A 25,298-nucleotide genomic window follows, 5' to 3' on the forward strand; every position below is an offset into this window, starting at 1 on the left:
CGCACCACCGGAAGGGGTGAATGCACGTAACTTTCCCGCACCGGCGGCGTTCTGTCGCGCTACGGAGTGCTTCGGCTACGCAAGGTCAGACCGCGACCACATTCCCGGCGGGCTCGGGAAGCGCCTTCCTGGCCGAGCGGCGCGCGGCGGCGAGCACCGGATCGAGCACGGGCACGGCGGCGAGCAACCGCCTCGTGTACGGGTCGGAGGGCGCCCCGTACACCTCCTCCACCGTTCCCTGCTCCACGATCCTGCCGTCCCGCATCACGGCGACCCGGTCACTGACCTGCCGTACCACGGCGAGGTCGTGGGCGATGAAGACCAGGGCCAGGCCCAGTTCCCGCTGGAGCTCCGCGAGGAGCGCGACGACCTGCGCCTGAGTGGTCACGTCGAGGGCCGAGACGGGCTCGTCGCAGACGATCAGCCGGGGCTCGGCAGCGAGCGCCCGCGCGATACCGACGCGCTGCCGCTGGCCGCCGCTGAACTCGTGCGGATACCGGTCGTAGCGGTCGGGATCGAGCCCCACCCGCTCCAGCAGCTCCCGTACGCGCGCCACGATCCGTTCCTCGTCCGCCGCCCCGGCCGCCCGCAGCGGATCGGCGACGGACTCCCCCACCGAGCGGCGCGGATTGAGCGAGGCGACGGGATCCTGGAAGATCATCTGGAGCTCACGGCGGTGGGGCCGCAGTTCCTTCTCGGACGCCGCTGCGATCTCCGCGCCCCGGTAGCGCAGCCGCCCGTCGGTCGGATCCAGCAGCCGTACGAGCATCCGACCCAGGGTGGTCTTGCCGCTGCCGCTCTCGCCGACGACACCGAGCGTCTCGCCGGCTCCGACGGTGAGCGACACCCCGTCGACGGCGGCGACGCTCCGCCGCCCGCGCCGGAACTCCCGCCGCAGACCGACGGCTTCGAGCAGCACCTCGCCGGCCGCGGGGCGCGGCTGCGCCGCCGCCCGCGCCACCGGTGTGTCCACCCGGGGCACCGAGGAGAGCAGCGTGCGCGTGTACGTCCGCTTCGGCGCCCCCAGCACCTCGGCGACCGGGCCGCGCTCCACCTCCCGGCCGTGCCGCATCACCAGCACCTCGTCCACGCTCTCCGCCGCGACTCCCACGTCATGGGTGACCAGGAGCAGCCCCATGCCCGTCTCGGCGCGCAGATCATGGAGGAGGTCGAGGATCTGCGCCTGGACCGTCACGTCGAGCGCCGTGGTCGGCTCGTCGGCGATCAGCAGACGCGGCTCGCAGGCGAGCGCCATCGCGATGAGCGTGCGCTGGCGCATACCGCCGCTGAACTCGTGCGGTCTGGCGTGCGCCCGGCGCGCCGCGTCCGGGATGCCCACCCGGTCGAGCACCTCGACGGCCCGTGCGCGGGCCGCCCGCCGCGTGGCGTCCGTATGGACCCGGTAGACCTCGGCGATCTGGTCGCCGACGGCGTAGTACGGGTCCAGGGACGACAGCGGGTCCTGGAAGACCATCGCGGCCACCGCGCCGCGCAGCGCGCGCAGTTCACGGTCGGAGGCGGTGCCCACGTCCGTACCGCCCACGCGCACCGCGCCGCCGACGCGCGCGCCCGTCCCGCGGTGAAGCCCGAGGAGCGCGCCCGCGACCGTGCTCTTGCCGCTGCCCGACTCGCCGACCAGGCCGATCGCCCGGCCCGCCGCGAGCGAGAACGACAGCCCGTCGACGGCCCGAACGGTCTCCCCGCCCGAGACGAAGTCGACCGTGAGGTCCTCGACCTCGATCAGCTGCTCCGTCACAGGAATCACAGGAGTCACAGGAGTGCCACCCTCCGGTCGGCCGCCGCGTACAGCAGATCGGCCACCACGTTCGCCACCACGACGGCCGTGCCGGTCACCAGCACCACCCCGACCACCACGGGCAGATCGATCTCCCGCACGCCGTCGATCAGCGACTTGCCGATCCCGGGAATGTTGAAGAGGGACTCGGTGAGCACCGCGCCGCCCATCACCGAGCCGAAGTCCAGCGCGCTGAGCGCGATGACCGGCGGTACGGCGCCGCGCAGCGCGTGCCGCCCGACGACCGCGCGCTCGCCGACGCCGTACGCGCGAAACGTACGGATATGGTCCTCGGCCAGCGTCTCCAGGGTGGAACTGCGCGTCAGCCGCGCGTATTTGGCGCTCTCGAACAGTCCCAGCGTGAGCCAGGGCAGCAGCATGTTCCACGCCCACTGCTCGGGATCGTCGGTGAACGGCACATACGTCGGGAACGGCAGCCACTGGAGGTACGCGCAGACCAGCATCAGCAGCAGCAGTCCGAGGATGAAGACGGGTGTGCCCGTGCCGGCCAGCGTGAGCACCGTCAGCGCGCGCTCGGTGATCCCGCCGCGCCGCAGCGCGGAGAGCAGCCCGGTGCCCACTCCGATGACCAGCCAGATCACCATGGCGCCCAGCGCGAGCGAGAGCGTGGCGGGCAGCCGGTCCAGGATCAGCGAGGTGACCTGCTGGTCGGTCTGGTACGAGAAGCCCAGGCACGGCGCGTCGCAGTGCAGCAGGGCCGTGCCGGTGGAGTAGTCGCGCCCGGCGACGATGCCCCGGAGGAAGTGGGCGTACTGCGTGTACACCGGGTCGCCCAGACCGAGCTGCTCGCGTACCTGCGCGACCTGCTGGGTGCTGCACCGCTCGCCGCACGCGAGCCGGGCCGGATCGCCCGGCGCGAGATAGAAGAGCCCGTAGATCACGACGGAGAGCACGAGGAGGACCAGCACCGCGCCGCCGAGCCGTTTGAGCAGATAGCGCGTCATGAGGAGATGTCCTTGGACGGGTCGGCGGCGGCGGGGGTACGGGAGGTACGGCGCCGCCCGACCCGCAGCCGCCCGGCCTCCCGTGGATCGAGGGCGGCCCTGACCGCGTCCCCGAGCACGGTGAAGGCGAGCACGGTCACGAACAGCAGCCCGGCCGGCAGCAGTACGTACATCGGATCGGCGCGGAACCAGGTCTGCGCGCTCGACAGCATCTGTCCCCAGGACGGTGTCGGCGGTTTGACGCCGACGCCGAGGAAGGACAGCGACGCCTCCAGCACCATGTTCATGGGCAGCAGGATCGCCGCGTAGGTGATGACGGGCGCGGCGAGCGAGGGCAGCAGCTCACGCCGTGCCACCCGCCACCGCCCCGAACCCGCGAGGCGCGCGGCGGCGACGAAGTCGAGCTGTTTCAGGGTCAGGGTCTGCGCCCGTACGATCCGCGACGTACCGCCCCAGTCGAGCAGTCCGATCACCAGGATCAGCAGCAGCGGGCGCGGGAAGTCGTTGGGCACGACGGCGGTCAGGGCGATGGCCAGCACCAGCATGGGCAGCGCGATCATCACATCGGTGAACCGGCTGAGCACGGCGTCCAGGAGCCGGTTGCCCAGCCCCGAGGCCAGTCCGACCGCGACCCCGATCAGCACCTGGACGACGGTGGCGCCCGCCGCGACCAGCAGCGAGACCCTGGCTCCGTAGAGCAGCCGCACGAACAGGTCGCGCCCGGTGCCGGGTTCGACTCCCAGCCAATGGTCGCCGCTGACACCGCCGAACGAGCCGATCGGCACCCCGCCACGCGCCGAGTCCACCAGCGCGTCGTGGTAGGTGTTCGCGTCCTGGCCCTCGACGGCCGCGAGCAGCGGCGCGGCGAGGGCCAGCACCACGAGCAGCCCGAGGACGCCCGCGGCGACGACGGCCGACCGGCGCCCGCGCAGCCGCCGCCAGGCCTGACGGGCGTCCGAGGCGGCGGGCACCGCGACCGCGGCACCCGCCTTCGCCCCGGACGCCGGCAGATCGGGAAGCGTGGTCACTTGACCGCGACCTGCGAGACGTCGAGGACACCGGTCCAGTCGCTGATGACGACGTTCTTGACGTCCTTGCCGTACAGCCGCTTGTAGACCGGGTGGAACAGCGGCACGTCGAGCGCCTGCTCACCGATCTTCTTGTCGAGCGCGCCCCACCGCTCGGCCGCCGCGGCCAGATCGGTCAGCTTGTTGATCTCGTCGATCTCCTTGTTGACCGCGGGGTCGTCGAACAGCGCGTGGTTGAAGTTGGAGCCGTCCTTGACGATCTGCCGGCCGTCGAAGATCGGCGCCAGGAAGGGACCGCCGGACGGCCAGTCCGCGCCCCACCGGGAGAGGTAGAAGCCGGGCGACTTGGTGGCGCTCCAGCGTGCCTCGTTGAACGCGTTGGGCTCCAGACCCACCAGCTTGACCGTGATCCCGGCCTGCTTGAGCGACTCCTGGACGGCGGTGGCGACCTCGGGGCTGGTCTCCCGGTTCTGCGCGGTGGAGTGGGTCAGCGAGATGGTCAGACCGTCGGCGTGACCGGCCTCCTTCAGCAGCTCCTTCGCCTTGGCCGGGTCGCCCGTCGGGCCGGCCGGGAAGTGGTCGTAGGGCGTGTAGCCGAAAGCCTTCTGGTCGGGCAGGAAGGTGGTGGCGGGCTCGGCGAGCGCGGAGCCGCCGGCCGCGTTGATCACACTGGTGCGGTTGATGGCGTACGAGATCGCCTGACGCACCTTCGGGTCGTCGAACGGCTTCACCTTCGGGTTGAAGGCGAGGTAGTTGGTGTAGCCGAAGTGGCCGGTGCCGACGCGCGCCGCGAGCGCCTTGTCGCTGCCGATCTGGGCGAGTTCGGCCGGGCCGAGGTTGGTGTCGGTGGTGACGGCCGCGGCGTCCGGGCCCGAGCTGGTGGACAGCCGCTGGTTGATCACCGCGGAGTCGAGGCCCGACTGCACTTCGATGGTGTCCGGGTAGGCGTGCCGCTGGTCGTCGGTCTTCTCCGACCAGTTCGGATTGCGCTCCAGCAGCAGATGCCGGCCGTCGTCCTCGTTCTTGACGACCTTGTAGGGACCCGAGGAGACCGGGTGCTCCTCGTACTTGGCCCCGTCGTCCTTGGCCTTCGGCACCGGCGCGAACTGGGTCGCGGTGGCCAGGAACGGGAAGTCGCCCTCGGGCTTCCTGAGCTTGAAGACGATGGTCCGGTCATCGGGCGTCTCGATCGAGGCGAGGCCCTTCGGGTCCTTGTACGGGCCCTGGTAGTCGGCGCCGCCGACCAGCCAGTCACGCAGATAGGGCGCGCCGCCGGAGAGTTCCGCGGCGAAGGAGCGCTCGACGCCGTACTTGATGTCGGCGCTGGTGATCGGGGTGCCGTCCTCGTACTCGAGCCCCTCCTTGAGGGTGTACGTCCACTCCGTGGCGTCCGCGTTGGGACGCCCGGTGTCGGTGGCCAGGTCGGGCACGACCTTCGTACCGGCCGCGCCGTTCGCGCGGTTGCGGGTGGTGAGCGTACGGAAGACCAGCGAGGGGACGTTGCCGCCGCCCGAGGTGTACAGACGTGCCGGGTCGAAGTCGGTCTGCGGCTCGGAGTTCAGCACCGTGAGCTTGCCGCCCTTCTGCGGCTTGCCCTTGTCCGTGGCCGAGGCCTTGGCATCGTTGTCCTGGGGGCCCGAGCAGGCGGCTGCGCCCGCTGCCAGGACCAGGCTGACGGCTGCTGCGGCCAGGCGGCGGGAGTGTACGGACGGTTGACGCATCGGAAGAAAGCCTCTCGGTTGCTGCACGGAGGAAGTCGGACGGAACAGGAGCGAAGGCACTGAACGCTCGGCGTCCGCGCAGACGGCAGCGGTGGAGAGTGGTGGGGGTGGGAAGTGGTGCCGCGCCGCGCCTGCGTAGGGACGAAAGGACGCCCAGGCGCGGAGATGTACGGCGGAGGAAGACGGCCGACACGCGCTCGGGCAGGTGTCAGCGACAGTGGATGTCGGCCACGCAGAGCGCGGTCACACCGATGAGCGCCAGCTCAATGGCGGCGCGGCCGAGGTCGGCGGGGCGGTGGGGGGACATGCCGAGAAATATGAACGACCCCGCCGCCGATGTCAACGGCGTTTGAGACAGGCGTCTCAGCCATTGGGAAAGACCCAGGGGTTGGGCCTGCACTTGATCCCGTCGATGTCCAGCGACTTCGTCTGCTGCTGCATCACGGGAGCGAGCGCTCCGGGCGTGCGGCAGATCACGTGGTTGTACCCGAGCCGGTGCCCGACCTCATGGTTGATCAGCATCTGCCGGTAGCCGAGCATCGCCTTGGCACCGAAGGTCTTCGCCCCCTGCGCCCAGCGGAAGGCGTTGATCATGACGCGGTCGGTGGAGGCCGAGTCGCAGGACACGTTGTCGACGGTGGTGTCCAGACCGGACTTGGCGCACCAGACGCCCGTGGTGCCGGGGCTCGCCAGGGTGATCACGAAGTCGGGGCCGCCGCCGGAGATCCGCTCGAAGGTCATGGCCCCGTTGTGCGCCCAGCTCCGGTCGTCGTTGAGGGTCTTCTGGACCGCGTCCGCGAAGAGCTTTCCGTCCAGGCCGAGTCCGTCCTCGACGTCCACGCGGTAGCGGACCTTCCGGCCCTTGCCGGGCGCCTTGTCCAGGCCCGGTACGGCGGTGAACCGACCCGAGGCCGTCAGCCCGGGATCGAGCGGGAACTGCCGGGTCATCAGCTCGGCGTAGGTGGCCGGCGCCGGCGCCGCCTCCACCGGCTTCCCGGAGGACGGCGCGGCGCGGCCGTCCGAGCGGGAGGCGAACCCGTCGTCACCGCGGTCGAGTCCCTCGGCGGGCCGCGCGCCGGAGGGCTCCGCGCCACCGGTGACCTGTCCGGTCACGACGACCGCGAGCACGGTGGTCACGGCCGCTGCGGCGATACCGGTGAGGGCGCGGCCCTTGCCGCCTCTGGCGGGCCGGTCGGCGCCGGGATCGCCCGGTGTGTCCTCGCCCGTGCCGGCGGCCGGGTCCGCGCCGTCGTCGCCGTCACGCCCGCCGGTGGTGGCGGGGGACGGCGCGGGCGCGAGCGGTGCGCTGCCGCGCGGGCCGGTACGGGGGCGCGGGGCGTCGAAGGCGTCGGCGTCGAAGGCGTCGACGAACTCGCGTCGCGGGCCCGGGATCAGCGGCGCTCCCGGGCCGGGCGGCGCCGTTGCCGGCCTGGTCCTCCCGGGGACTCCCGCCCCGGGAGCGGCGGTTCCGGGCGCTCCCGCGCCGAGGGCCGTGCCGCCGCGCGCGGCGGTCACCGGTCCGCCGGCCCTGCGCGGCGGCGCCGCGGCGCCCTGGGCCGCGCCCTGCCAGTCGCCGTAGCGCTGTCCGGAACCCCAGCCGCCGCCGGGCTCACGCTGCTCGGGGTGGCCGCCGCGCACCTTGGGCACGCCCTGCGCGGGAGTCCCGTACAGCGGAGTGCCATGGGCGGGCGTGCCGTACGCGGCGTCCGCGCGCTGCTGACGCTGGTCCTGATCCTGTTCCCGGTCGGCTCCCGTGCGCCGGCGCCGGCCCCCGCCGGGGCCTTCCGGAGCCTGATCGGCGTCGGCCGGCACGACACCGGCCGGGCTCGGGGAGCCCTGAGGTGCGGGGCCTCTGCGGCTGTGTCGTCCCACGCCCCGGATCAGCTCCTGTCAGTGATGTCGGCAGTATCGGCGGTGCCGGTTTTGTCGGTGATGTCAGCGGTGTCGGTGATGTCAGCGGTGTCGCCATGGGTGATGAGCTCCCGGGCGGCCCGTGCGACCTCCCGCGGGTACTCCATCATGGCAACGTGCCCGGCGTCAGGGAGCGTAAGGAGCCGGGAATCACGGAAAGCCACCGCCGCTTTCCGTGCCATACGGTACGAAACGAGCTGATCCCGCCCGCCGTAGACGAGCAGTGTCGGCGCCAGTACCCGCTCGGCCTGCCGCCACAGCGCGTGCTGACCGCCCAAGGTGTACGCGTTGACGATACCGCGTGCGGAACGGGCCATCGCGTCCCAGAAATAAGGGAGTTGAAGCCGGCGCTCCATCTCCTCGACCGCTTCGCGCAGTTCGTCGTCGGTGACCACGGAGGGATCTCCGTAACAGAGCGCCATCACTCCGCGCGTGCGCTGCTCCGCCGTCCACTCCCGGGTCATCCTGCCGAACAGCCCGGCCGCCCCGGGCAGCGCGAGCAGCGCGGTGGGCACCGCGGTGCGCTGTACGCGGATCTCCGGCAGCGCCGGTGAGACCAGCGTCAGTGTCCGCACCAGATCGGGCCGGACCGCCGCGACGCGGGTGGCGACGGAGCCGCCCAGCGAGTTGCCGAAGAGATGCACGGGACCGCGCCCGTCCGCGTCCAGCAGCCGGATCACCGCACGGGCATGGCCGGTGACCGAGTAGTTGCCGTCGTCCGGCGGCGGCGAGTCACCGAAGCCGGGCAGGTCGACGGCCTCGCCGTCGACCAGGTCCGCCAGCAGCGACATCAGCGCCGACCAGTTCTGCGAGGAGCCGCCGAGCCCGTGCACATACAGCGCGGGCGGCGCGTCCGTACGCGTCGCGGGCCGCCCCCGTACCGTCAGGGAGAGTCCGGGCAGTGTGACGGAGCGGAGCGTCTCCCCCTCCGCGACCCGGACGGGACTCACCTTCGGCGCCAGGGCGGCGGCGAAGGTTTCCGGCAGCTCTGTCGAAGACATGCGGCAATGTTACGAGACGATCACGTCCGGGATTATGTGTTCGCCGTCACAGGCCGCATGGCGTCCGGCATCGGAGGCTTCTACGCTTCAGGGGTGAGGGGCGCGCGCCCGGCCCCTCCTGCCGCGGACGGCCCCGGCTCTCCGCGGTGCCGCGCGGCGAGGAGAGAAGGCACGGTATGCCGGTGGACCCCACGGATCCCGACACCTTCGAGACCGAAGGCTCCGGGGAACAAGGCGCCCTCGAACTGGACGAGGAGACGCCGGAGGCCGACGCCGCGGAACAGCACACCGAGGTACGGCACCACGGCGACGAACCCCTGACCCATGTCGACCCGGCCACGGTGAGTGAGGGCGACGCCGCGGAACAGGCGCGCGCGGTCGATCTGGACGAGGACGAGGACGGCTACCGCTGACCGGCGCGGCCGTGAAGAGCCTGGTCGGACGCCCGGCTACCGCGGACGTCCCGGTCCGTGAAATTCTGCGGTCCGCGCCGCGCACAGCCCCGTTACCCAAAAGTACGATGGCGGGGCTGCGCACCGCGCGCACGGCACGATCTTTGGGAGGCGGCGTGACAGCCATGGAGCAGACCGAGGCGGCGCGCCCGCGAGGCACGCGCCTGCCGCGTCGCGCCCGACGCAATCAGCTGCTGGGCGCGGCACAGGAAGTCTTCGTCGCGCAGGGCTACCACGCGGCGGCGATGGACGACATCGCCGAGCGGGCCGGAGTCAGCAAGCCCGTCCTCTACCAGCACTTCCCCGGCAAGCTGGAGCTGTATCTCGCCCTGCTCGACCAGCACTGCGAGGCCCTCCTCCAGGCGGTCCGTACAGCACTCGCCTCGACCACCGACAACAAACTGCGCGTCGAGGCGACGATGGACGCGTACTTCGCCTACGTCGAGGACGAGGGCGGCGCGTTCCGTCTGGTCTTCGAGTCGGATCTGACGAACGAGCCGGCGGTGCGCGAGCGCGTCGACCGCGTCGCCCTCCAGTGCGCGGAGGCGATCTCCGAGGTGATCGCCGAGGACACCGGGCTGTCCAGGGACGAGTCCATGCTGCTGGCCGTGGGCCTCGGCGGAGTCTCCCAGGTGGTGGCCCGCTACTGGCTCTCCAGCGAGTCGGCCATCCCCCGCGACGAGGCGGTCAGACTGCTGACCTCACTGGCCTGGCGCGGTATCGCGGGATTCCCGCTGCACGGCGGTGAGCAGCACTGAGCGGCGCGTGTTCGCTGCCGGCGTGCACCGCGGTGACTTCCGGGTGGATTTCCGGTGGTCTCTCCGGGCTAATGTGTGGTGCGTACTGCGCGGCTGACCGCGCACCGCACCGACCGTTCGGAGGGACATAGCCGTGGAGGTCAAGATCGGCGTGCAGCACGCGCCCCGGGAGATCGTTCTGGAGAGCGGGCAGTCCGCCGAGGAGGTCGAACGCGCCGTTGCCGACGCGCTGGCCGGCAAGGCGCAGCTGCTCAGCCTCACGGACGACAAGGGACGCAGGGTCCTCGTACCGGCCGAGCGGATCGCGTACGTGGAGATCGGCGAGCCGACGACACGACGGGTCGGGTTCGGCGCGCTCTAGCCCTGATTCACCGACATCGGGATGGCCCGGCGGGACTTCCGCCGGGCCATCCTGTTCGCCGCCGCCGCGCCCCCGTCCGTGGGCCACATGGCAGTCCGCGATTGATCGTGTCCGGGCGATCCGGGGAGGGTTGCGTTCCGCGCACTCCGGGTAGTGACGTGCTGGGCCGAAAGGTCCGGACCGCGGTGTCCATCGTGTGCAGTGAGGTGATCGGCAGTGATCTGGGTAACTCTGGGATCGGCCCTGCTCGGGCTCGGTCTCTCGGGGGCCGCGGCCCAACTGCTGTCGCACCGGCTGCCGTCGTACCGGACGGTCTTCACCGCGGGTCCGCTCGGCGCCCTCTTCGGCGCCTATCTGACGTACATGGCGCTCGGCCCCGGCCATGTGCTGGCGACGCTCGCCGGCGCGCTGCTGGTGGCCGCGGTGCTGCTGTCGCTGCTGGTCCGGCCCACGGGCCGGCTGCACCGGGCCATGCCGTCCTGACGCACGGCCCGGTCGCGGTCTCAGGCCGCCAGCCCCAGCGCCGCCATCCGCTTGGTGTGCGCCTCGGTGATCCGGGAGAACATCCGGCCGACCTCCGCGAGATCGAACCCGTCCGCCACTCCGCCGACCAGCATCGTGGAGAGCGCGTCACGCTCCGCCACCACCCGCTGCGCCTGCGAGAGTGCCTCACCCATCAGCCGGCGTGCCCAGAGCGCGAGGCGTCCGCCGACACGGGGCTCCGCCTCGATCGCGGCGCGCACCTTCTCCACGGCGAAGTTGCCGTGCCCCGTGTCGTCCAGCACGGCCAGGACCAGCGAGCGGGTGTCCGTGTCGAGACGCGCGGCCACCTCTCGGTAGAAGTCGCTGGCGATCGAGTCGCCGACATACGCCTTGACCAGGCCCTCCAGCCAGTCGGACGGGGCGGTCAGGCGGTGGAAGTCGTCGAGCGCCTTCGCGAAGGGCTCCATCGCTCCGGTCGGCTCGGCGTCGATCGCGCGCAGCCGCTCGTTCAGCTGCTCGAAGTGGTGGAACTCGGCGGCGGCCATCTTCGCCAGCGCGGCCTTGTCGGCGAGGGTGGGTGCCAGTTTGGCGTCCTCGGCGAGCCGCTCGAAGGCCGCCAGCTCGCCGTAGGCGAGCGCGCCGAGCAGATCCACGACCGCGGCGCGGTACTGCGGCTCGGCGGCGGCCGTGTCCCAGCCCTGGGCGGCGATCCCAGTGGGTCCCTCGGCTGCTGGTGCGGGTGCGGTGGCGTTGTCGGGCGTCTCCATGGACGGCACAATAGCCCGCTCTTCCCACCCGGGAAGGGCCTGGTCAGACACTGTCGTCACACCGATCCGACGAATTCGCCCAACACACATGCGCGATTCCGGGGTACAGTGATAAAGAGCCCGCTGGTGTTCTGGCGGGCCCTCGCGGTATCTGGCAGTGTTTCGCAGTGTTCTGGCAGCGTTTTGCAGTATTTCGCAGTGTTTTGTCCGGGGACTCTATCCCGGACAGGCCCCATGAGGATGCCCGGTCGGTGGCCCGATCGGCTCCGACCCGACCGCCCTCCACGCGAATCGTACGCACAACCGCGTACGACCGCAGATGAGGGGCCCCCTCAGCGGCACGAGCGCTCGAGCGACGGCAGTGGTCCCGCACCATCCGGCCAACCCACGGCCGGCCGAGTACCCAGGTGCGGTACGACCCCCAGCGTTCGCCTCGCGCCGCGTCTCACAGAAGAGGCAGCACCCTGACTACGACTTTCCGAGAACTCGGAATCCTCCCCGAGACGGCCGAGGCACTAGAAGCCGTCGGCATCCTGTCTCCGTTCCCCATCCAAGAGATGACGCTCCCGGTCGCGCTTTCCGGCAAGGACGTCATCGGACAGGCCAAGACCGGCACGGGCAAGACGCTCGGGTTCGGTCTGCCGCTCCTTGAGCGCGTCACGGTCCCCGCGGACGTCGAGTCCGGCCGGGCCGGACCGGAGAAGCTCACCAACGCCCCGCAGGCGCTCGTCGTCGTTCCCACCCGCGAGCTGTGCACGCAGGTCACCAACGACCTGCTGACGGCCGGCAAGGTGCGCAACGTCCGCGTCCTGGCGATCTACGGCGGCCGGGCCTACGAGCCCCAGGTCGAGGCCCTCAAGAAGGGTGTCGATGTGATTGTCGGCACTCCGGGCCGGCTCCTCGATCTGGCGGGCCAGAAGAAGCTCGACCTCTCGCATGTGCGCGCGCTCGTGCTGGACGAGGCCGACGAGATGCTCGACCTGGGCTTCCTGCCGGACGTCGAGAAGATCATCCAGCTGCTGCCGCCCAAGCGGCAGACCATGCTGTTCTCCGCGACCATGCCGGGCGCGGTCATCGGTCTCGCCCGCCGTTACATGTCGCAGCCCACGCACATCAGCGCCACCTCGCCGGACGACGAGGGCGCGACCGTCGCCAACACGACCCAGCGTGTCTACCGCGCCCACTCCATGGACAAGCCGGAACTGGTCGCGCGCATCCTCCAGGCCGAGGGCCGCGGACTGGCGATGATCTTCTGCCGTACGAAGCGCACGGCCGCCGATATCGCCGACCAGCTCGCCCAGCGCGGCTTCGCCTCCGGCGCGGTCCACGGCGACCTCGGCCAGGGCGCCCGTGAACAGGCGCTGCGCGCGTTCCGCAACGGCAAGGTGGACGTCCTGGTCTGCACCGATGTCGCCGCGCGCGGTATCGATGTCGAAGGCGTGACGCATGTCATCAACTACCAGTCGCCGGAGGAGGAGAAGACCTACCTCCACCGCATCGGCCGTACCGGCCGCGCGGGCGCGTCCGGCACGGCCGTCACGCTGGTCGACTGGGACGACATCCCGCGCTGGCAGCTCATCAACAAGGCGCTCGACCTGGGCTTCCCGGACCCGCCGGAGACCTACTCCACGTCACCGCACCTGTTCGAGGAGCTGAACATCCCGGCGGGGACCAAGGGCGTGCTGCCGAGGGCGGAGCGCACCCGCGCGGGTCTGTCGGCCGAGCAGGTCGAGGACCTGGGCGAGACGGGCGGCCGTGGCCGCAAGTCGGCGGCCACGACGGCGGTACGGGAAGAGCGCCCGGCCCGTACGCGCACCCCGCGCCAGCGGCGCCGCACCCGTGGCGGGACCGTGCTGGACGGGACGGCGGCCGAGCCGCAGTTCCAGACGGCCGTTCCGGTCGACGTGCCGGAGAGCGGGAGCGGGACCACGGAGCAGCCGGCGGCCGAGCCGCGCACGCCGCGCCGTCGCCGTCGTACCCGCGCCGGTGCCGTGGCGTCCGGGGCCGAGGCCCCGGTCCTGGAGACGGTGGAGACACCGATGGCCGTGGAGCCGGTGGTGGCACCCGAGCAGCCGGAGGCCGAGGCCGAGGCGGCTTCCAAGCCGCGCCGCCGCCGTACCCGGGCCGCCAAGCCCGCCGCGGAAGCGGCCATAGCGGTCGAGACGGTCGAGGCCGCCGTGGCGGTGGCCGTCGACACCGCCGACACCGCCGTGGCTGTCGCCGAGACCAAGCCGCGCAGACGGACCCGGGTCGCCAAGCCCGCCGCCGAGGCCGCCGTCACGGCGGAGACGGTGGCGGTGGCCGACCCGGCCGAGGTCTCCGTGGCGGAGCCCAAGCCCCGTCGGCGCACTCGCGTCGCCAAGCCCGTCGCCGAGGCGGCGGACCCGGCGGCGGAGAGCGCCGAGGCATCGGAGGGGGACGCGGTGCCCAAGCCGCGCCGCCGCCGTACCCGTACGACGACCGGCACGACCGCTCCGACCGTGGCCACGACCGAGAGCTGACCCACGGACTTCGCCGATGGCCCGACGCCCCAGGGTGCCGGGCCATCGGCGTATCCCGGTGCGCGGCTCCGGGACCGGCGTCCTCCGCCCGCCGAGGAACGGCGTCCCGCGCGTGTGACCGCGAGGCGGCCGGATGCCCCTGCGGCGGGACTGCCTGGGCTTTTGGCCGGCGCGACGGGCGCGCTTGCCGGCGCCGAGACGGGGGGAACGGTTGCCGGGAGGGGCACTAATCTTCGTCGCATGAGTCGGCCGTCCAGTTTCACCCCGCCCTCCTGCGCCCGTGCCCGCAGTCTGTCGACCCGTCGCGGCCGGTTCGCCGTGCTCGACAGCAGGCCCACGGGTGAGCCACAGGCAACCGTGCTTCTGCTGCCCGGGTACACCGGCAGCAAGGAGGACTTCGTCTCCCTGCTCGAACCGTTCGCCGAGGCGGGCTATCGCGCCCTCGCCGTGGACGGCCGCGGGCAGTACGAGACCGAGGGACCGGACACCCCGGAGGCCTACGCGCAGGGCGAGCTGGCCGCCGACGTGCTGGCGCAGGCGGAGGCGATCGGCACCCCCGTCCATCTGCTCGGACACTCGCTCGGCGGGCAGATCGCCCGCGCCGCCGTGCTGCTCGACCGGAGCCCCTTCCTCTCGCTGACCCTGATGTCCTCGGGGCCCGCGCAGGTCGCCCCGGCCCAGCAGGAGCGGGTGAAGATGCTCGGCGACGCGCTCGCGACCATGACCATGGCCCAGGTCTGGGAGGCCATGCGCATGATGGACGCACCCGTCGACGACGACGTGACACCGGTCGACGGCGAGGATCTGCGCAGGCGCTGGCTGCGGACCAGTCCGGCGCAGCTCATCGCCACCGGGCGGCAGCTCTCCGTGGAGCCCGACCGGGTGGACGAGCTGGCCGCCGTACAGCGGCTGCCCAAGCACGTGGTGTCCGGCGAGCGCGACGACACCTGGCCGCTGCCGCTGCTCGACGCGATGGCGGAGCGGCTCAAGGCGCGCAGGACCGTGATCGCGGGCGCGCAGCACTCGCCCAACACCGACCGCCCGCTGGAGACCGCCGCCGCGCTGACGGACTTCTGGGACGGCCACTACTGAGGGACGGAGACGGACGGCCGGACGGCCATGACCCGAGCGCCGCCGCTCGGGCCGGCCCGTGCACCGGGCGATACGGCTCGGCGGTACAAGCTCGGGCCGTACGGCTCGGGCCGTACGGCTCGGGCCGTGACCGCTCGGGTCAGTACTGCGACTGGGTCAGTACTGCGACTGGAGGTGCTGCCAGAAGCCGTCCCGCAGCGACCGCCGCAGCATCGCGTGGCCCCGCAGCGACCGCTGGAGCAGCCTCTCCGCCTCGATCAGCAGATCCTGGTCCACCGGGCCCGGCAGATACGGATGGCCCGGCAGCAGCTCGCCCATCGCCTCCCGGCCGCGCTCCGCCAGCCAGGTCGCGGCGATCTGCGCGCCGATGAAGCGCACCTGGTCCCGGGAGGGCGGCGGCTCGCCCTCGTGCTCGTACGTCGTGACCGGGCGCCGGGTGACATACGGCTTGCAGAACTCCAGGTCGAAGGTGCGCTGGCTGTCGACCTCCCACAGCAGCGGCTCGGCCTGGTTGCGCCCCTCGCCGGCCTCCATGCCCCAGAGATGGACCCGGGCGCCGTAGCCCTGCGCCGCCTCGACCGCGGACACCAGGTCCTCGTCACCGCCCACCAGGGCCGCGTCGCTGATCGCGCGGTGCCGGGCGAGCGATTCCAGATCCGTACGGATCAGGGAGTCGACGCCCTTCTGCTGGTTGTTGGCGTTGAGATTGCCGAGTCTGACCTTGACGTCGGGCAGCTCCGCGATGGACTGCTGCTCGGGCGTGTGGATCCGCCGCCTGGCGCCGTCGTACCAGTAGACACGGAGCAGTCTGCTGTCGGCGAAGATGATCCGGGCCTTGTCGATGAAGGCCTCGATCAGACCCTCGGCGTCGAGATCGAAGGCACGCCGGTCCTCGGTACCCGCCACAAGCAACCCGGCCGCAGCATAGACGTAACCGGCGTCCACGAAGATGGCATGCGTGGACGGGGTCTTGGCGACCTCGGCGAGCATGCGCTGGAGCAGCTCGTTGGTCCGCTCCAGGCGGGCGGCGACCTCGGTGATCTCGCTGGTCTCGCTGGTCTGTGGGTTGATCTCTGCCTCGTTCATACGCGTTTCATTCTCTGTGGACGACACCGTACCCGCCAGTAGTCAGCGTCCCAGAGAATTTCCTTAGCCTAGGGAATATTTGCAGAGGGCAACCCGTTGAAGCTACACGTAACACCGATCACGTAACGACCGACGGACGTCCCGTCACCCACAGTTCTCCAGCAGGAGGATCAGACGAAGGGAGAAGCCTGTGCGCTTCGAAATCATGCGACTCGACGACGTCGACGGCACCGCCGTGGACAGCACCGTCGTGGACGCCGCCTCCGTCAACCGCATCGTGCAGCAAGCCGCCGCGATGGGCCAGCGGATCTATATCCGTCCGGCCGAAGACACGGCCTCATAACCGCTCACCTCACCACATCGCAGACGAAGCGCCCCTGTACGGATCACTCGTACGGGGGCGCTGCCTGTGTGGTCCAAGCCCTGTCCGGCACCGGAAACGCGCCCGAGGCGCGCCGGACGATCTCTTCGTAGATCTCCGGATCGGTCGTGCACGCGCCGAGGGCCACGGACTTCCGGCTGCCGTGGTAGTCGCTGGAGCCGGTGACCAGCAGCCCGAGTCCGGCGGCCCGGCCGCGCAGCCGGGCCCGCGTCGGTGCGTCGTGGTCGGCGTGGTCGACCTCGATACCGTCGAGACCGGCGGCGGCGAACCGCGCGACCGCCGAGTCGGGCACGACCGCGCCGCGCTTGACGGCCTGCGGATGGGCGAACACGGTGACTCCGCCCGCGGCCTTGACCAGGCGGATCGCCTCGAACGGATCGAGTTCGTGCTTCTCGGCGTAGGCACGTCCGCCGTTGGCCAGCCACTCGGGTGTGAAGGCGTCGGACACCGTCTCGACGACACCGAGTTCGACGAGGGCCGTGGCGATGTGCGGACGTCCGAGGGAGGCGTCGCCCGCGATCCTGGCCACCCGCTCCCAGGTGATCGGAACGCCCAGCTCCTGGAGCTTGCCGACCATCGTCCGCGCCCGGGGCACCCGGTCGTCCCGTACGAGCTCGCGCTCGCGCAGCAGCTCGGGCTCGTTCGGGTCGAAGAGATAGGCGAGCATGTGCAGGCTGATCCCGTCGAGCCGGCAGGACAGCTCCGCGCCGGTCACCAGCGTCAGGTCACGGTCGAGATCCGCGAGCGCGGCGATCGCCTCGGCGTGGCCGCGCGTGGAGTCGTGGTCGGTCAGGGCGACGACGTCGAGCCCGGCGGCGGCCGCGTTGCGGACCAGCTCGGCGGGGGTGTCCGTACCGTCCGAGGCGGTGGAGTGGGTGTGCAGATCGATGCGCACGACGCGTGCTCCGGGAGCTCGGGGCGGACAAAAGCGTTCGCGGACGGGGACGTTCAAGGATAACGGGAGATCCGAACGGCCCGGACGCCGTCAGGACAGCAGTCGCGGCGACAGCGCGCCGCAGGGCAGCAGGTCCACCTCGGCGCCCGCGTCCCGCAGATCGGTCAGCACCAGTTCGTCGTAGAGCAGCAGTCCCGACTGCTCCGGCCAGACGATCGCCCACAGCCACAGTCCGAGCGCCTCGCCCGCGAAGACCGCCCGGTCGTCCGGAGCCTGGGCGACATGCCAGAGCGGGGTGGGCCGGCCCGCGGCGAGCAGCTTGGCCTGCGGAGGTTTGTCGACCCCGATGTGCGGCCCGGGATCGGGGCCGTCGATCCCCGCGTAACGGGCTCCCAGCCCGACCCCCAGCTCCTCCGCGATCAGCAGCAGCTCGCCCGTGCCGCCGAGCGGACCCGGCCCCGAGCAGGCGACGGCGGTGGCACGGCCTCCGCTGCGGTCGTCGCCCGCGTACGCCACTCCGGTGTACAGCCAGCCGACGGGCAGCGGCCAGGGCATCCAGACCGGGACCCGGGCGCGGTGCACCACGACACCGAGGGCCTCGACGCTGGGCGGTATCACGGGCTGGAGCGGATGCACGGTGCCGTGCACATCACACTGCCAGGAGTCGGCGAAAAGACCGGGCGCCCTGACCCGGCCACCGCACTTCGGGCAACTGGGTTCGCCCCTCATAGCGCCCCACGGTCCTCCCCGGCCGACGCCGCGTCAAGGACGATCACCCTTCCGGCGGGAGTCGCCCGGGAACTGAGCAGAACTGAACAAGCGTGTTCCGCGAGGGACCGGTCCGCCGGGATCAGGCCGGCCCGATACCGGCGATGCCGAGTCGGACACCGACGGTCAGTCCAGGGCCACCGAGCGTCGCAGGGGATCGCGCAGATCCGTGCCGTTGGCCAGCCAGCGTTCCTGGAGGTCCTGCGCGCCCCTGACCCGTTTCCACGCCGCCTCGTTCGGTGTCATCGGCAGCAGCGGCAGAAAACGCACCGGCTCCAGCGGAGCGTCCAGTTCCAGGTCCGCCACCAGTCCGCCGGACTCCCCGACCAGTACCGAGTGGAACGGCGCGCCCGGCCAGAGCGGCGCACCGAGGTCCAGCGAGCCGCCCGAGGCCACGATCACGCCCTCGACCTGCGGAGACGCGGCGAGTGTGGCCAGCGGACGCAGCACCTGGTCGGTCTCGGCGAGCCCCGCCCGTACGGTGAGGATCAGCTCCGCCCGGGGCCCCCGCACCGGATCGGCGAGCAGCGCCGACGGGTCCGCCATCGGGTGCGCCGACATCCCGAGGGTGACATACCTCACCACCGCGTCCGGGCCGCCCGCGGAGCCGCCGCCCCAGCCGGGACCGCCGTCCGGGGAAACGCTCCGGGAGTCCTGGAACCGCAGCACCTCGATACGGTCCGTCCCCAGGAAGGTCACCGAGGCCCGCGCGTCCGGTTCGCCCAGCGCCATGCGCAACCGGGCCTCCACCAGAGCAAGAATTTCTCCCATCCGGCGAGCATAGATCCCGTGGGAATCGGGCAGTGGAAGGGATTGACGTCTGTCTGCTGATAGTCTTGGCCGCCGGTCGGGACAGTGCGCAGAAGCGTCGCTCTCCAGTCCCGACATCACGTCATCCCCCACGGGGGACCGGCCGGAGGAGGTGGGGCTGCGGTGGATCGAAGTCACCCGGCCAGTACCAGCCGCTCTTCCGCCCCGCTCCTGCCCCGGTGACCCGGGTCCCGGGGATCTGAGGCCTCAGCCCTTCAGGGCACGGCACTTCGCACGACGGAAGAGCACGTCTTTCTTCTCTGTGTTTTCCGCCTGTCTGTAGCGAACGCCGTCACCGCGACCCCGCGGTGCCGCCCGCTTTGCGGACGTACGCACCACGTCCCCATTCCGGGCTGTGCCACCTCGCCCGACGGCCTCTCCGTGAAGGAGCCCGCCATGTCGATGATCCGAGACCTGCGCGCAGCGGTCCGCCCGGCCCTGCGCAAGAGCACCGCCGCCTACGGCAAGTACGACTCGTACGACGCCACCCGTGACCCGTCCGAGTCGAGCGCGGTGGTCGACTGCGCGGTCTACCGCAAGGGCCGGCGGGTGATGGAGGACCCGTGTGTCACGCCTCACGAGGCGATGCTGCGGGTACGGGACGGCGGCGGCTTCGCCTGGATCGGCCTCCATGAGCCGACCGAGGAGGAATTCGCCGGTATCGCGGCCGAGTTCGGGCTCCATCCGCTGGCGGTCGAGGACGCGGTGCACGCGCATCAGCGGCCCAAGCTGGAGCGGTACGACGACACCCTGTTCACGGTCTTCAAGACGATCCACTACGTCGAGCACACCGAACTGACCGCGACCAGCGAGGTCGTGGAGACCGGTGAGGTCATGTGCTTCACCGGACGGGACTTCGTCATCACCGTCCGGCACGGCGGCAAGGGCTCCCTGCGTGCCCTGCGCCACCGTCTTGAGGAGGACGAGGAGTTGCTGGCCAAAGGGCCCTCGGCCGTGCTGCACTCCATCGCCGACCATGTGGTCGACGGATACATCGCGGTGGCGGCGGCCGTGCAGGACGACATCGACGAGGTCGAGATCGATGTCTTCTCCGCGCCCGCGAAGGGCAGTCCGCGCGGCTCCGACGCCGGGCGGATCTATCAGCTCAAGCGCGAGGTACTGGAGTTCAAGCGGGCCGCCTCGCCGCTGCTGCGGCCGATGCAGCTTCTGAGCGAGCGGCCGATGCGGCTGGTGGACCCGGACATCCAGAAGTACTTCCGGGATGTCGCCGACCATCTCGCGCAGGTGCACGAGCAGGTCATCGGCTTCGACGAACTGCTGAACTCGATCCTCCAGGCGAATCTGGCGCAGGCGACCGTCGCGCAGAACGAGGACATGCGCAAGATCACCTCATGGGCGGCCATCATCGCCGTGCCGACGGCCATCTGCGGGATCTACGGCATGAACTTCGATCACATGCCGGAGCTGCACTGGAAGTTCGGCTATCCGATGGTGCTCGGCGCGATCGCGGTCGTCTGTGTGACGATCCACCGCACGCTCAAGCGCAACGGCTGGCTCTAGGGTGCCGTTTCCACCGTCACGGCCGCGTCCCGGGGCCCTGTCCGGCGGTGTACGGCCGGGTGTCCGCGGCGGCCGTTAAGCTGCGGGGCATGACGGATCCGCAGCTCGGCCAGGCGCTTGTCGAGGAGGCCACCAAGAAGTCCGCCCTCGTCTGGGTACGGGGCCCGGGTCCCGCTCGCGCGCTGTGGCACATCTGGCATGAAGGCGCCACCTATCTGGTCGGGGACGGCCCCGGCGAGCAGCCGCTGCCGGGGCTCTCCGACGGCTCCACCGCCGAGGTGACCGTGCGCAGCAAGGACAAGGGCGGCCGGCTGGTCGTCTGGACCGCGGCCGTCACCGAGCTGCCCCCGCGCTCGGCGGACTGGGAGACGGCCGTCGCCGAGCTCAAGGGCAAGCGGCTCAACGCGCCGGACGCGGAGGAGATGCCGGAGCGCTGGGCGCGTGAGTGCCGGGTGCTGCGGCTGACACCGCAGGACATGACCACCGATCTGTCCTCGGACTCACAGGCCGCCGCGCCGCTGCCCACGGTGGCGACAACTCGTCAGCCCGTACGGACCTCACTCGGGCGGCTGCTCCTGAGGAAGAACCGCCCGTCCGACGGCTGAGGACGAGACGACCGAGGCCGGGGCGACTCGGAACGGGGCGGCCGAGGACGGGGAGCGGCCGGACGGCCGCGGCGGGCGGCCCCGCGCTGTCCCGTCCCGGCCGTCACTGGTCCTCGGCCTCCGGCAGGCGGCTGCCGTAGTCGACGGTCTCACCCTTCGTCGGCGCCTCCAGCACGAAGTCCTTGCCCCAGTCGGAGAGCGTGACCGTCCCGGCGCCGCCCGCGCGCACCAGTTGCAGCGGATACGGCACGCCCTCCAGCGAGACGTCCAGCGTCCCGCCGTCGCCCTCACCGCCGTTGACCTTGATGGTCCGCAGGCCGCCGATCCGGTCGCGGTCGCCCTTGGTCAGCTTGCCGTGCAGCGTCAGTATCCCGTCGAGCAGCACATTCTTGTCCGTGAAGCCGCTGAGCTGCTTGTACGACGGATCGTCCTCCGGGACCTTCACATACTTGTCCCGCAGCTTGTCCGCGACCGCGGAGTCCGCCTCGCTGGGCTCCGCGCTCGCGCCGCTGTCGCCGTCCTCGTCCGCATGGCTCCAGAATCCGGCGTCGGCCTTCAGATACAGCTCGTCCTCGATCCGCAGGAGCTGGAAGGTGCTGTCCTTGGAGATGACCGAACCGATACCGCCGTCCGCCTTGAGCTGCATGTTGAGCTTGTAGGTCTCCCCGTTGCTCACCAGCGAGCCGGAGAGCCGGACCGCGCTCGCGCCGTCCGCCGCCGACTGTGCCTTTCTCTCGATCTCGGTGGCGGTGAGCTTCCCGACACCGTTCGTTCCCTTGTCCGGATCCTCACCGCACGCCGTCACTGCGGCGGCCAGCCCCACGCAGAGCGCGACGGGGAGTGCGGCCCGGCGGACACGGCCGGACGACAGGAGAAGGGACACAGACACACTGCCTCTCATACGCGGTGGCGGCTGGCAGACCGCAGCGTACCCGGGCTGTCCGCACGGCTCGACAGAGAGCCGGGCCGCCGCCGTACGCACGCCGTACGGACCGTTCCACCAGGGCGTACCGCACCGGTACGGGCTAGCCTGAACCCGTTATCACGCTGGATAGAAGGACATTCAGGGACAGGCGCTCAGGGACAGGGAGGCGCGCGATGGCCGCTGGCGCTCCTCGGATCTTCGTCTCGCATCTGGCCGGTGCGCCGGTCTTCGATCCCAGCGGCGACCAGGTGGGCCGGGTCCGCGATCTGGTCGCCGTGCTGCGGGTCGGCCGCCGGCCGCCACGGCTGCTCGGTCTGGTCGTCGAGGCGCTCACCCGGCGCCGGATCTTTCTGCCCATGACCCGCGTCACCGGTATCGAGTCGGGCCAGGTGATCACCACCGGTGTGCTGAACGTACGGCGCTTCGAGCAGCGCCCGACGGAGCGGCTGGTGCTCGGCGAGCTGCTGGACCGCCGGGTGCGGCTGGTGGAGAGCGGCGAGGAGGTGACCGTCCTCGATGTGGCGATCCGCCAGCTCCCGGCCCGCCGCGACTGGGAGATCGACAAGGTCTATGTACGGCGCGGCAGGAAGGGCGGCGCGCTGCGGCGGCGCGGTGAGGCGCTGACCGTCGAGTGGTCGGCGGTCACCGGTTTCTCGCTGGAGGAGGAGGGGCAGGGCGCGGAGAATCTCGTCGCCACCTTCGAGCGGCTGCGCCCGGCCGATCTCGCCAACGCGCTGCACCACCTCACACCGAAGCGGCGGGCCGAGGTGGCCGCGGCGCTGGACGACGACCGTCTCGCGGATGTGATGGAGGAGCTTCCCGAGGACGACCAGGTGGAGATCCTCGGCAAGCTGGAGGAGGAGCGCGCGGCCGATGTGCTGGAGGCGATGGACCCGGACGACGCGGCCGATCTGCTCTCCGAGCTGCCCGACGTGGACAAGGAGCGGCTGCTGACACTGATGCGGCCGGACGACGCGGCGGACGTCCGGCGTCTGATGTCGTACGAGGAGCGGACCGCGGGCGGTCTGATGACGACCGACCCGATCGTGCTGCGGCCGGACGCGACGGTCGCCGACGCGCTGGCCCGGGTACGGCAGCAGGACCTCTCCCCCTCGCTCGCCGCACAGGTCTATGTGTGCCGGCCGCCCGACGAGACGCCGACGGGCAGATATCTGGGCACGGTCCACTTCCAGCGGCTGCTGCGGGAGCCGCCGTACACCCTGGTCAGCTCGATCGTGGACAACGATCTGCCGCCGCTGCACCCGCAGACGCCGCTCTCCTCGATCACCAGCTTCCTCGCCGCGTACAACATGGTCTCGGCGCCGGTGGTGGACGACAGCGGCTCACTGCTCGGCGCGGTGACCGTCGACGACGTGCTCGACCACATGCTGCCGGACGACTGGCGCGAGACGGACTACCACGGCCTGGAGGAGGAGGCGGTGGGCCGTGGTGAGTGACCATCGTACGGACAGGGACGGCGGCCGGGAGCGGGCGAGGGCCGTGCCCGGCATGGGGTCGACGGCGCTGACCCGCGGCAGCCGGAACCGTCTCGACCAGCCGCTGCCACCGCGCCGCAAGCTGCTGCCCGACTACGATCCCGAGGCGTTCGGCGTGCTCTCGGAGCGGATCGCCCGCTTCCTGGGCACGGGCCGCTTCATCGTGTGGATGACGCTGATCATCGTCCTGTGGCTCGTCTGGAACATCACCGCCCCGGTCTGGCTGCGCTGGGACCCGTATCCCTTCATCTTCCTGACGCTGATGCTCTCCCTCCAGGCCTCGTACGCCGCGCCGCTGATCCTGCTGGCGCAGAACCGCCAGGACGACCGCGACCGGGTCACCCATGAGCAGGAACGCAAGCAGAACGAGCGCTCCATCGCCGACACGGAGTATCTGACCCGTGAGATCGCGGCGCTGCGGATAGGCCTCGGCGAGGTCGCCACACGCGACTGGATCCGGTCCGAACTCCAGGACCTGGTGCGGGACATGGTGGAACACCGGGTGGTGTTCCCTGCCGAGACCGTCCACGGCCGCGAGGACTCCGACCACTGACAGCCCCACAGACAGGCCCACAGGCCCACAGACCCGCAGACGGACAGACACAGACGGGCACCGCCCCGGACGCCGCCGGACCCTTCCGGGGGCCTCCGTACGCCGGCGGACATCCGTGGACACCGCCGGACGCCGCCGGACGGCCGACAGCCTTTCCCGGGGCGGCGCCGGGCGCCGTACCATCTGGGTATGGCTACCGACACGTACGGAACCGCCGTCCCCGCGGAGGACGCGGTGCGCGCCGCGCTGGCGACGGTGAACGACCCCGAGATCCACCGGCCCATCACCGATCTGGGGATGGTCAAATCCGTGGAGATCGGCGCGGACGGCGTGGTGGCTGTCACGGTGTATCTCACGGTGTCCGGCTGCCCGATGCGCGACACGATCACCCGGAGCGTCACGGAGGCGGTCGCGCGGGTCGAGGGCGTCACCCGGGTCGCGGTCACGCTCGATGTGATGAGCGACGGGCAGCGGCGTGAGCTGGCGGCGTCGCTGCGCGGCGGCACCGCGGAGCGTGAGGTGCCGTTCGCCAAGCCCGGCTCGCTGACCAGGGTGTACGCGGTGGCATCGGGCAAGGGCGGCGTCGGCAAGTCCTCGGTGACGGTCAATCTGGCCGCGGCGATGGCGGCCGACGGACTGAAGGTCGGAGTGGTCGACGCGGACATCTACGGCCACAGCGTGCCGCGGATGCTGGGCACCGAGGGCCGGCCCACCCAGGTCGAGAACATGATCATGCCGCCGTCGGCGAACGGTGTGAAGGTGATCTCCATCGGTATGTTCACCCCTGGCAACTCGCCCGTGGTGTGGCGCGGACCGATGCTGCACCGCGCGCTCCAGCAGTTCCTCGCGGATGTGTACTGGGGCGATCTGGATGTGCTGCTGCTCGACCTGCCGCCGGGCACCGGCGACATCGCGATCTCGGTGGCGCAGTTGGTGCCGAACGCGGAGATCCTCGTGGTCACGACCCCGCAGCAGGCCGCGGCGGAGGTCGCGGAGCGGGCCGGCTCCATCGCCGTGCAGACCCATCAGAAGATCGTCGGCGTGGTCGAGAACATGTCGGGCCTGCCCTGTCCGCACTGCGACGAGATGATCGACGTCTTCGGCACGGGCGGCGGCAGGATGGTCGCCGAGGGGCTGACGAGGACCACGGGCGCGACGGTGCCGGTGCTGGGCGCGATCCCCATCGACGTACGGCTGCGGGAGGGCGGCGACGAGGGCAAGCCGATCGTCCTGTCCGATCCCGACTCCCCGGCGGCGACGGCCCTGCGCGAGATCGCGGGCAAGCTGGGCGGCAGGCAGCGCGGTCTGGCGGGCATGTCGCTGGGCATCACCCCGCGCAACAAGTTCTGAGGCCCGTACGGGCCGCCCGTACGCGCGCGTGCACCCCCCGCACGGGCGTGTGCCTGTGCGGGGATGCGTAAG

The 25,298-nt window shown here is 71.3% G+C and carries 25 protein-coding genes; 12 read left to right on the forward strand and 13 right to left on the reverse strand.

Features of this window, described 5'->3' with window-relative positions; all coding sequences use genetic code 11:
* Positions 1 to 85 precede the first annotated feature (85 nt).
* The 7 genes from BFF77_RS11455 to BFF77_RS11480 all read right to left on the reverse strand — a co-directional run bounded on the left by BFF77_RS11455 (position 86) and on the right by BFF77_RS11480 (position 8,421).
* Complete coding sequence (locus tag BFF77_RS11455; RefSeq protein ID WP_066947283.1) at positions 86 to 1,756, reverse strand: dipeptide ABC transporter ATP-binding protein; 1,671 nt, start codon at positions 1,754 to 1,756, stop codon at positions 86 to 88.
* Between the two features lie 14 nt (positions 1,757 to 1,770).
* Positions 1,771 to 2,760: an ABC transporter permease gene (locus tag BFF77_RS11460; RefSeq protein WP_066947285.1), complete on the reverse strand. Its 990-nt coding sequence runs from the start codon at positions 2,758 to 2,760 to the stop codon at positions 1,771 to 1,773.
* Entirely contained in the window at positions 2,757 to 3,788 is a 1,032-nt protein-coding gene (locus tag BFF77_RS11465; RefSeq protein WP_079125046.1) for an ABC transporter permease, read from the reverse strand. The genes BFF77_RS11460 and BFF77_RS11465 overlap by 4 nt, the downstream gene beginning before the upstream one ends.
* Positions 3,785 to 5,509 carry an ABC transporter substrate-binding protein gene (locus BFF77_RS11470; protein WP_066947288.1) on the reverse strand — a complete coding sequence of 575 codons (1,725 nt, stop codon included), beginning with the start codon at positions 5,507 to 5,509 and terminating at the stop codon, positions 3,785 to 3,787. Before BFF77_RS11470 ends, BFF77_RS11465 begins: the two co-directional genes overlap by 4 nt.
* Positions 5,510 to 5,717: 208 nt before the next feature.
* On the reverse strand, positions 5,718 to 5,816 hold the full coding sequence (locus tag BFF77_RS37895; RefSeq protein WP_342671226.1) for an Ms4533A family Cys-rich leader peptide: 99 nt from the start codon (positions 5,814 to 5,816) through the stop codon (positions 5,718 to 5,720).
* Positions 5,817 to 5,872: 56 nt separating this feature from the next.
* Positions 5,873 to 7,381, reverse strand: coding sequence for a DUF3152 domain-containing protein (locus BFF77_RS11475; RefSeq protein ID WP_066947291.1), 1,509 nt, complete (start codon positions 7,379 to 7,381; stop codon positions 5,873 to 5,875).
* 8 nt (positions 7,382 to 7,389) lie between these two features.
* Complete coding sequence (locus tag BFF77_RS11480; protein WP_066947295.1) at positions 7,390 to 8,421, reverse strand: alpha/beta fold hydrolase; 1,032 nt, start codon at positions 8,419 to 8,421, stop codon at positions 7,390 to 7,392.
* Positions 8,422 to 8,597: 176 nt separating this feature from the next.
* On the opposite strand from BFF77_RS11480, the gene BFF77_RS11485 reads away from it, so the two are divergent.
* From BFF77_RS11485 to BFF77_RS11500, 4 genes are all read left to right on the forward strand, one after another.
* Positions 8,598 to 8,834: a hypothetical protein gene (locus BFF77_RS11485; protein WP_066947298.1), complete on the forward strand. Its 237-nt coding sequence runs from the start codon at positions 8,598 to 8,600 to the stop codon at positions 8,832 to 8,834.
* 155 nt (positions 8,835 to 8,989) lie between these two features.
* Complete coding sequence (locus BFF77_RS11490; RefSeq protein ID WP_066947300.1) at positions 8,990 to 9,631, forward strand: TetR/AcrR family transcriptional regulator; 642 nt, start codon at positions 8,990 to 8,992, stop codon at positions 9,629 to 9,631.
* Positions 9,632 to 9,764: 133 nt separating this feature from the next.
* Complete coding sequence (locus tag BFF77_RS11495; RefSeq protein ID WP_066947302.1) at positions 9,765 to 9,992, forward strand: DUF3107 domain-containing protein; 228 nt, start codon at positions 9,765 to 9,767, stop codon at positions 9,990 to 9,992.
* A 216-nt stretch (positions 9,993 to 10,208) separates the two neighbouring features.
* On the forward strand, positions 10,209 to 10,475 hold the full coding sequence (locus BFF77_RS11500; RefSeq protein WP_066947304.1) for a hypothetical protein: 267 nt from the start codon (positions 10,209 to 10,211) through the stop codon (positions 10,473 to 10,475).
* 20 nt (positions 10,476 to 10,495) lie between these two features.
* On the opposite strand, the gene BFF77_RS11505 is transcribed toward BFF77_RS11500, so the two are convergent.
* The gene (locus BFF77_RS11505) at positions 10,496 to 11,242 is read right to left on the reverse strand and encodes a ferritin-like fold-containing protein (RefSeq protein WP_066947306.1); all 747 of its coding nucleotides are present in this window, start codon (positions 11,240 to 11,242) and stop codon (positions 10,496 to 10,498) included.
* Positions 11,243 to 11,799: 557 nt separating this feature from the next.
* Here BFF77_RS11505 and BFF77_RS11510 point away from each other — a divergent pair.
* The gene (locus tag BFF77_RS11510) at positions 11,800 to 13,743 is read left to right on the forward strand and encodes a DEAD/DEAH box helicase (RefSeq protein WP_066947313.1); all 1,944 of its coding nucleotides are present in this window, start codon (positions 11,800 to 11,802) and stop codon (positions 13,741 to 13,743) included.
* A gap of 240 nt (positions 13,744 to 13,983) precedes the next feature.
* The gene (locus tag BFF77_RS11515) at positions 13,984 to 14,835 is read left to right on the forward strand and encodes an alpha/beta fold hydrolase (protein WP_066947316.1); all 852 of its coding nucleotides are present in this window, start codon (positions 13,984 to 13,986) and stop codon (positions 14,833 to 14,835) included.
* A gap of 156 nt (positions 14,836 to 14,991) precedes the next feature.
* Here the strand turns inward: BFF77_RS11515 and BFF77_RS11520 are convergent, their stop codons facing one another.
* A complete protein-coding gene (locus tag BFF77_RS11520; RefSeq protein WP_066947319.1) occupies positions 14,992 to 15,921 on the reverse strand; it encodes an NYN domain-containing protein in 930 nt (309 codons plus the stop codon).
* 190 nt (positions 15,922 to 16,111) lie between these two features.
* Here BFF77_RS11520 and BFF77_RS35575 point away from each other — a divergent pair, with 190 nt between their 5' ends.
* Positions 16,112 to 16,264, forward strand: coding sequence for a hypothetical protein (locus BFF77_RS35575; protein ID WP_169922652.1), 153 nt, complete (start codon positions 16,112 to 16,114; stop codon positions 16,262 to 16,264).
* A gap of 43 nt (positions 16,265 to 16,307) precedes the next feature.
* Here BFF77_RS35575 and BFF77_RS11525 read toward each other — a convergent pair whose 3' ends face one another.
* From BFF77_RS11525 to BFF77_RS11535, 3 genes are all read right to left on the reverse strand, one after another.
* Complete coding sequence (locus BFF77_RS11525) at positions 16,308 to 17,198, reverse strand: PHP domain-containing protein (RefSeq protein WP_066947320.1); 891 nt, start codon at positions 17,196 to 17,198, stop codon at positions 16,308 to 16,310.
* A gap of 90 nt (positions 17,199 to 17,288) precedes the next feature.
* Positions 17,289 to 17,927 (reverse strand): DUF6758 family protein, encoded by a 639-nt coding sequence (locus BFF77_RS11530; protein WP_066947321.1) that lies wholly within the window; start codon positions 17,925 to 17,927, stop codon positions 17,289 to 17,291.
* A 165-nt stretch (positions 17,928 to 18,092) separates the two neighbouring features.
* A complete protein-coding gene (locus BFF77_RS11535; protein WP_066947322.1) occupies positions 18,093 to 18,737 on the reverse strand; it encodes a suppressor of fused domain protein in 645 nt (214 codons plus the stop codon).
* A gap of 435 nt (positions 18,738 to 19,172) precedes the next feature.
* On the opposite strand from BFF77_RS11535, the gene BFF77_RS11540 reads away from it, so the two are divergent.
* Both BFF77_RS11540 and BFF77_RS11545 read left to right on the forward strand, forming a co-directional pair.
* Entirely contained in the window at positions 19,173 to 20,297 is a 1,125-nt protein-coding gene (locus BFF77_RS11540) for a magnesium and cobalt transport protein CorA (RefSeq protein WP_066947325.1), read from the forward strand.
* Between the two features lie 89 nt (positions 20,298 to 20,386).
* Positions 20,387 to 20,902, forward strand: a complete 516-nt coding sequence (locus BFF77_RS11545; RefSeq protein ID WP_066947328.1) for a hypothetical protein — start codon at positions 20,387 to 20,389, stop codon at positions 20,900 to 20,902.
* Between the two features lie 103 nt (positions 20,903 to 21,005).
* Here the strand turns inward: BFF77_RS11545 and BFF77_RS11550 are convergent, their stop codons facing one another.
* Entirely contained in the window at positions 21,006 to 21,785 is a 780-nt protein-coding gene (locus tag BFF77_RS11550; RefSeq protein ID WP_245703365.1) for a hypothetical protein, read from the reverse strand.
* A 215-nt stretch (positions 21,786 to 22,000) separates the two neighbouring features.
* Here BFF77_RS11550 and BFF77_RS11555 point away from each other — a divergent pair, with 215 nt between their 5' ends.
* The 3 genes from BFF77_RS11555 to BFF77_RS11565 all read left to right on the forward strand — a co-directional run bounded on the left by BFF77_RS11555 (position 22,001) and on the right by BFF77_RS11565 (position 25,226).
* On the forward strand, positions 22,001 to 23,284 hold the full coding sequence (locus BFF77_RS11555; RefSeq protein ID WP_066947334.1) for a magnesium transporter MgtE N-terminal domain-containing protein: 1,284 nt from the start codon (positions 22,001 to 22,003) through the stop codon (positions 23,282 to 23,284).
* A gap of 52 nt (positions 23,285 to 23,336) precedes the next feature.
* On the forward strand, positions 23,337 to 23,876 hold the full coding sequence (locus tag BFF77_RS11560) for a DUF1003 domain-containing protein (protein ID WP_066947448.1): 540 nt from the start codon (positions 23,337 to 23,339) through the stop codon (positions 23,874 to 23,876).
* Between the two features lie 189 nt (positions 23,877 to 24,065).
* Entirely contained in the window at positions 24,066 to 25,226 is a 1,161-nt protein-coding gene (locus BFF77_RS11565) for an Mrp/NBP35 family ATP-binding protein (RefSeq protein ID WP_066947337.1), read from the forward strand.
* Positions 25,227 to 25,298: the final 72 nt, after the last annotated feature.

Origin of the sequence: Streptomyces lushanensis (assembly GCF_001700515.1) — a bacterium.
GTDB classification, from domain to species: Bacteria; Actinomycetota; Actinomycetes; order Streptomycetales; family Streptomycetaceae; genus Streptomyces; species Streptomyces lushanensis.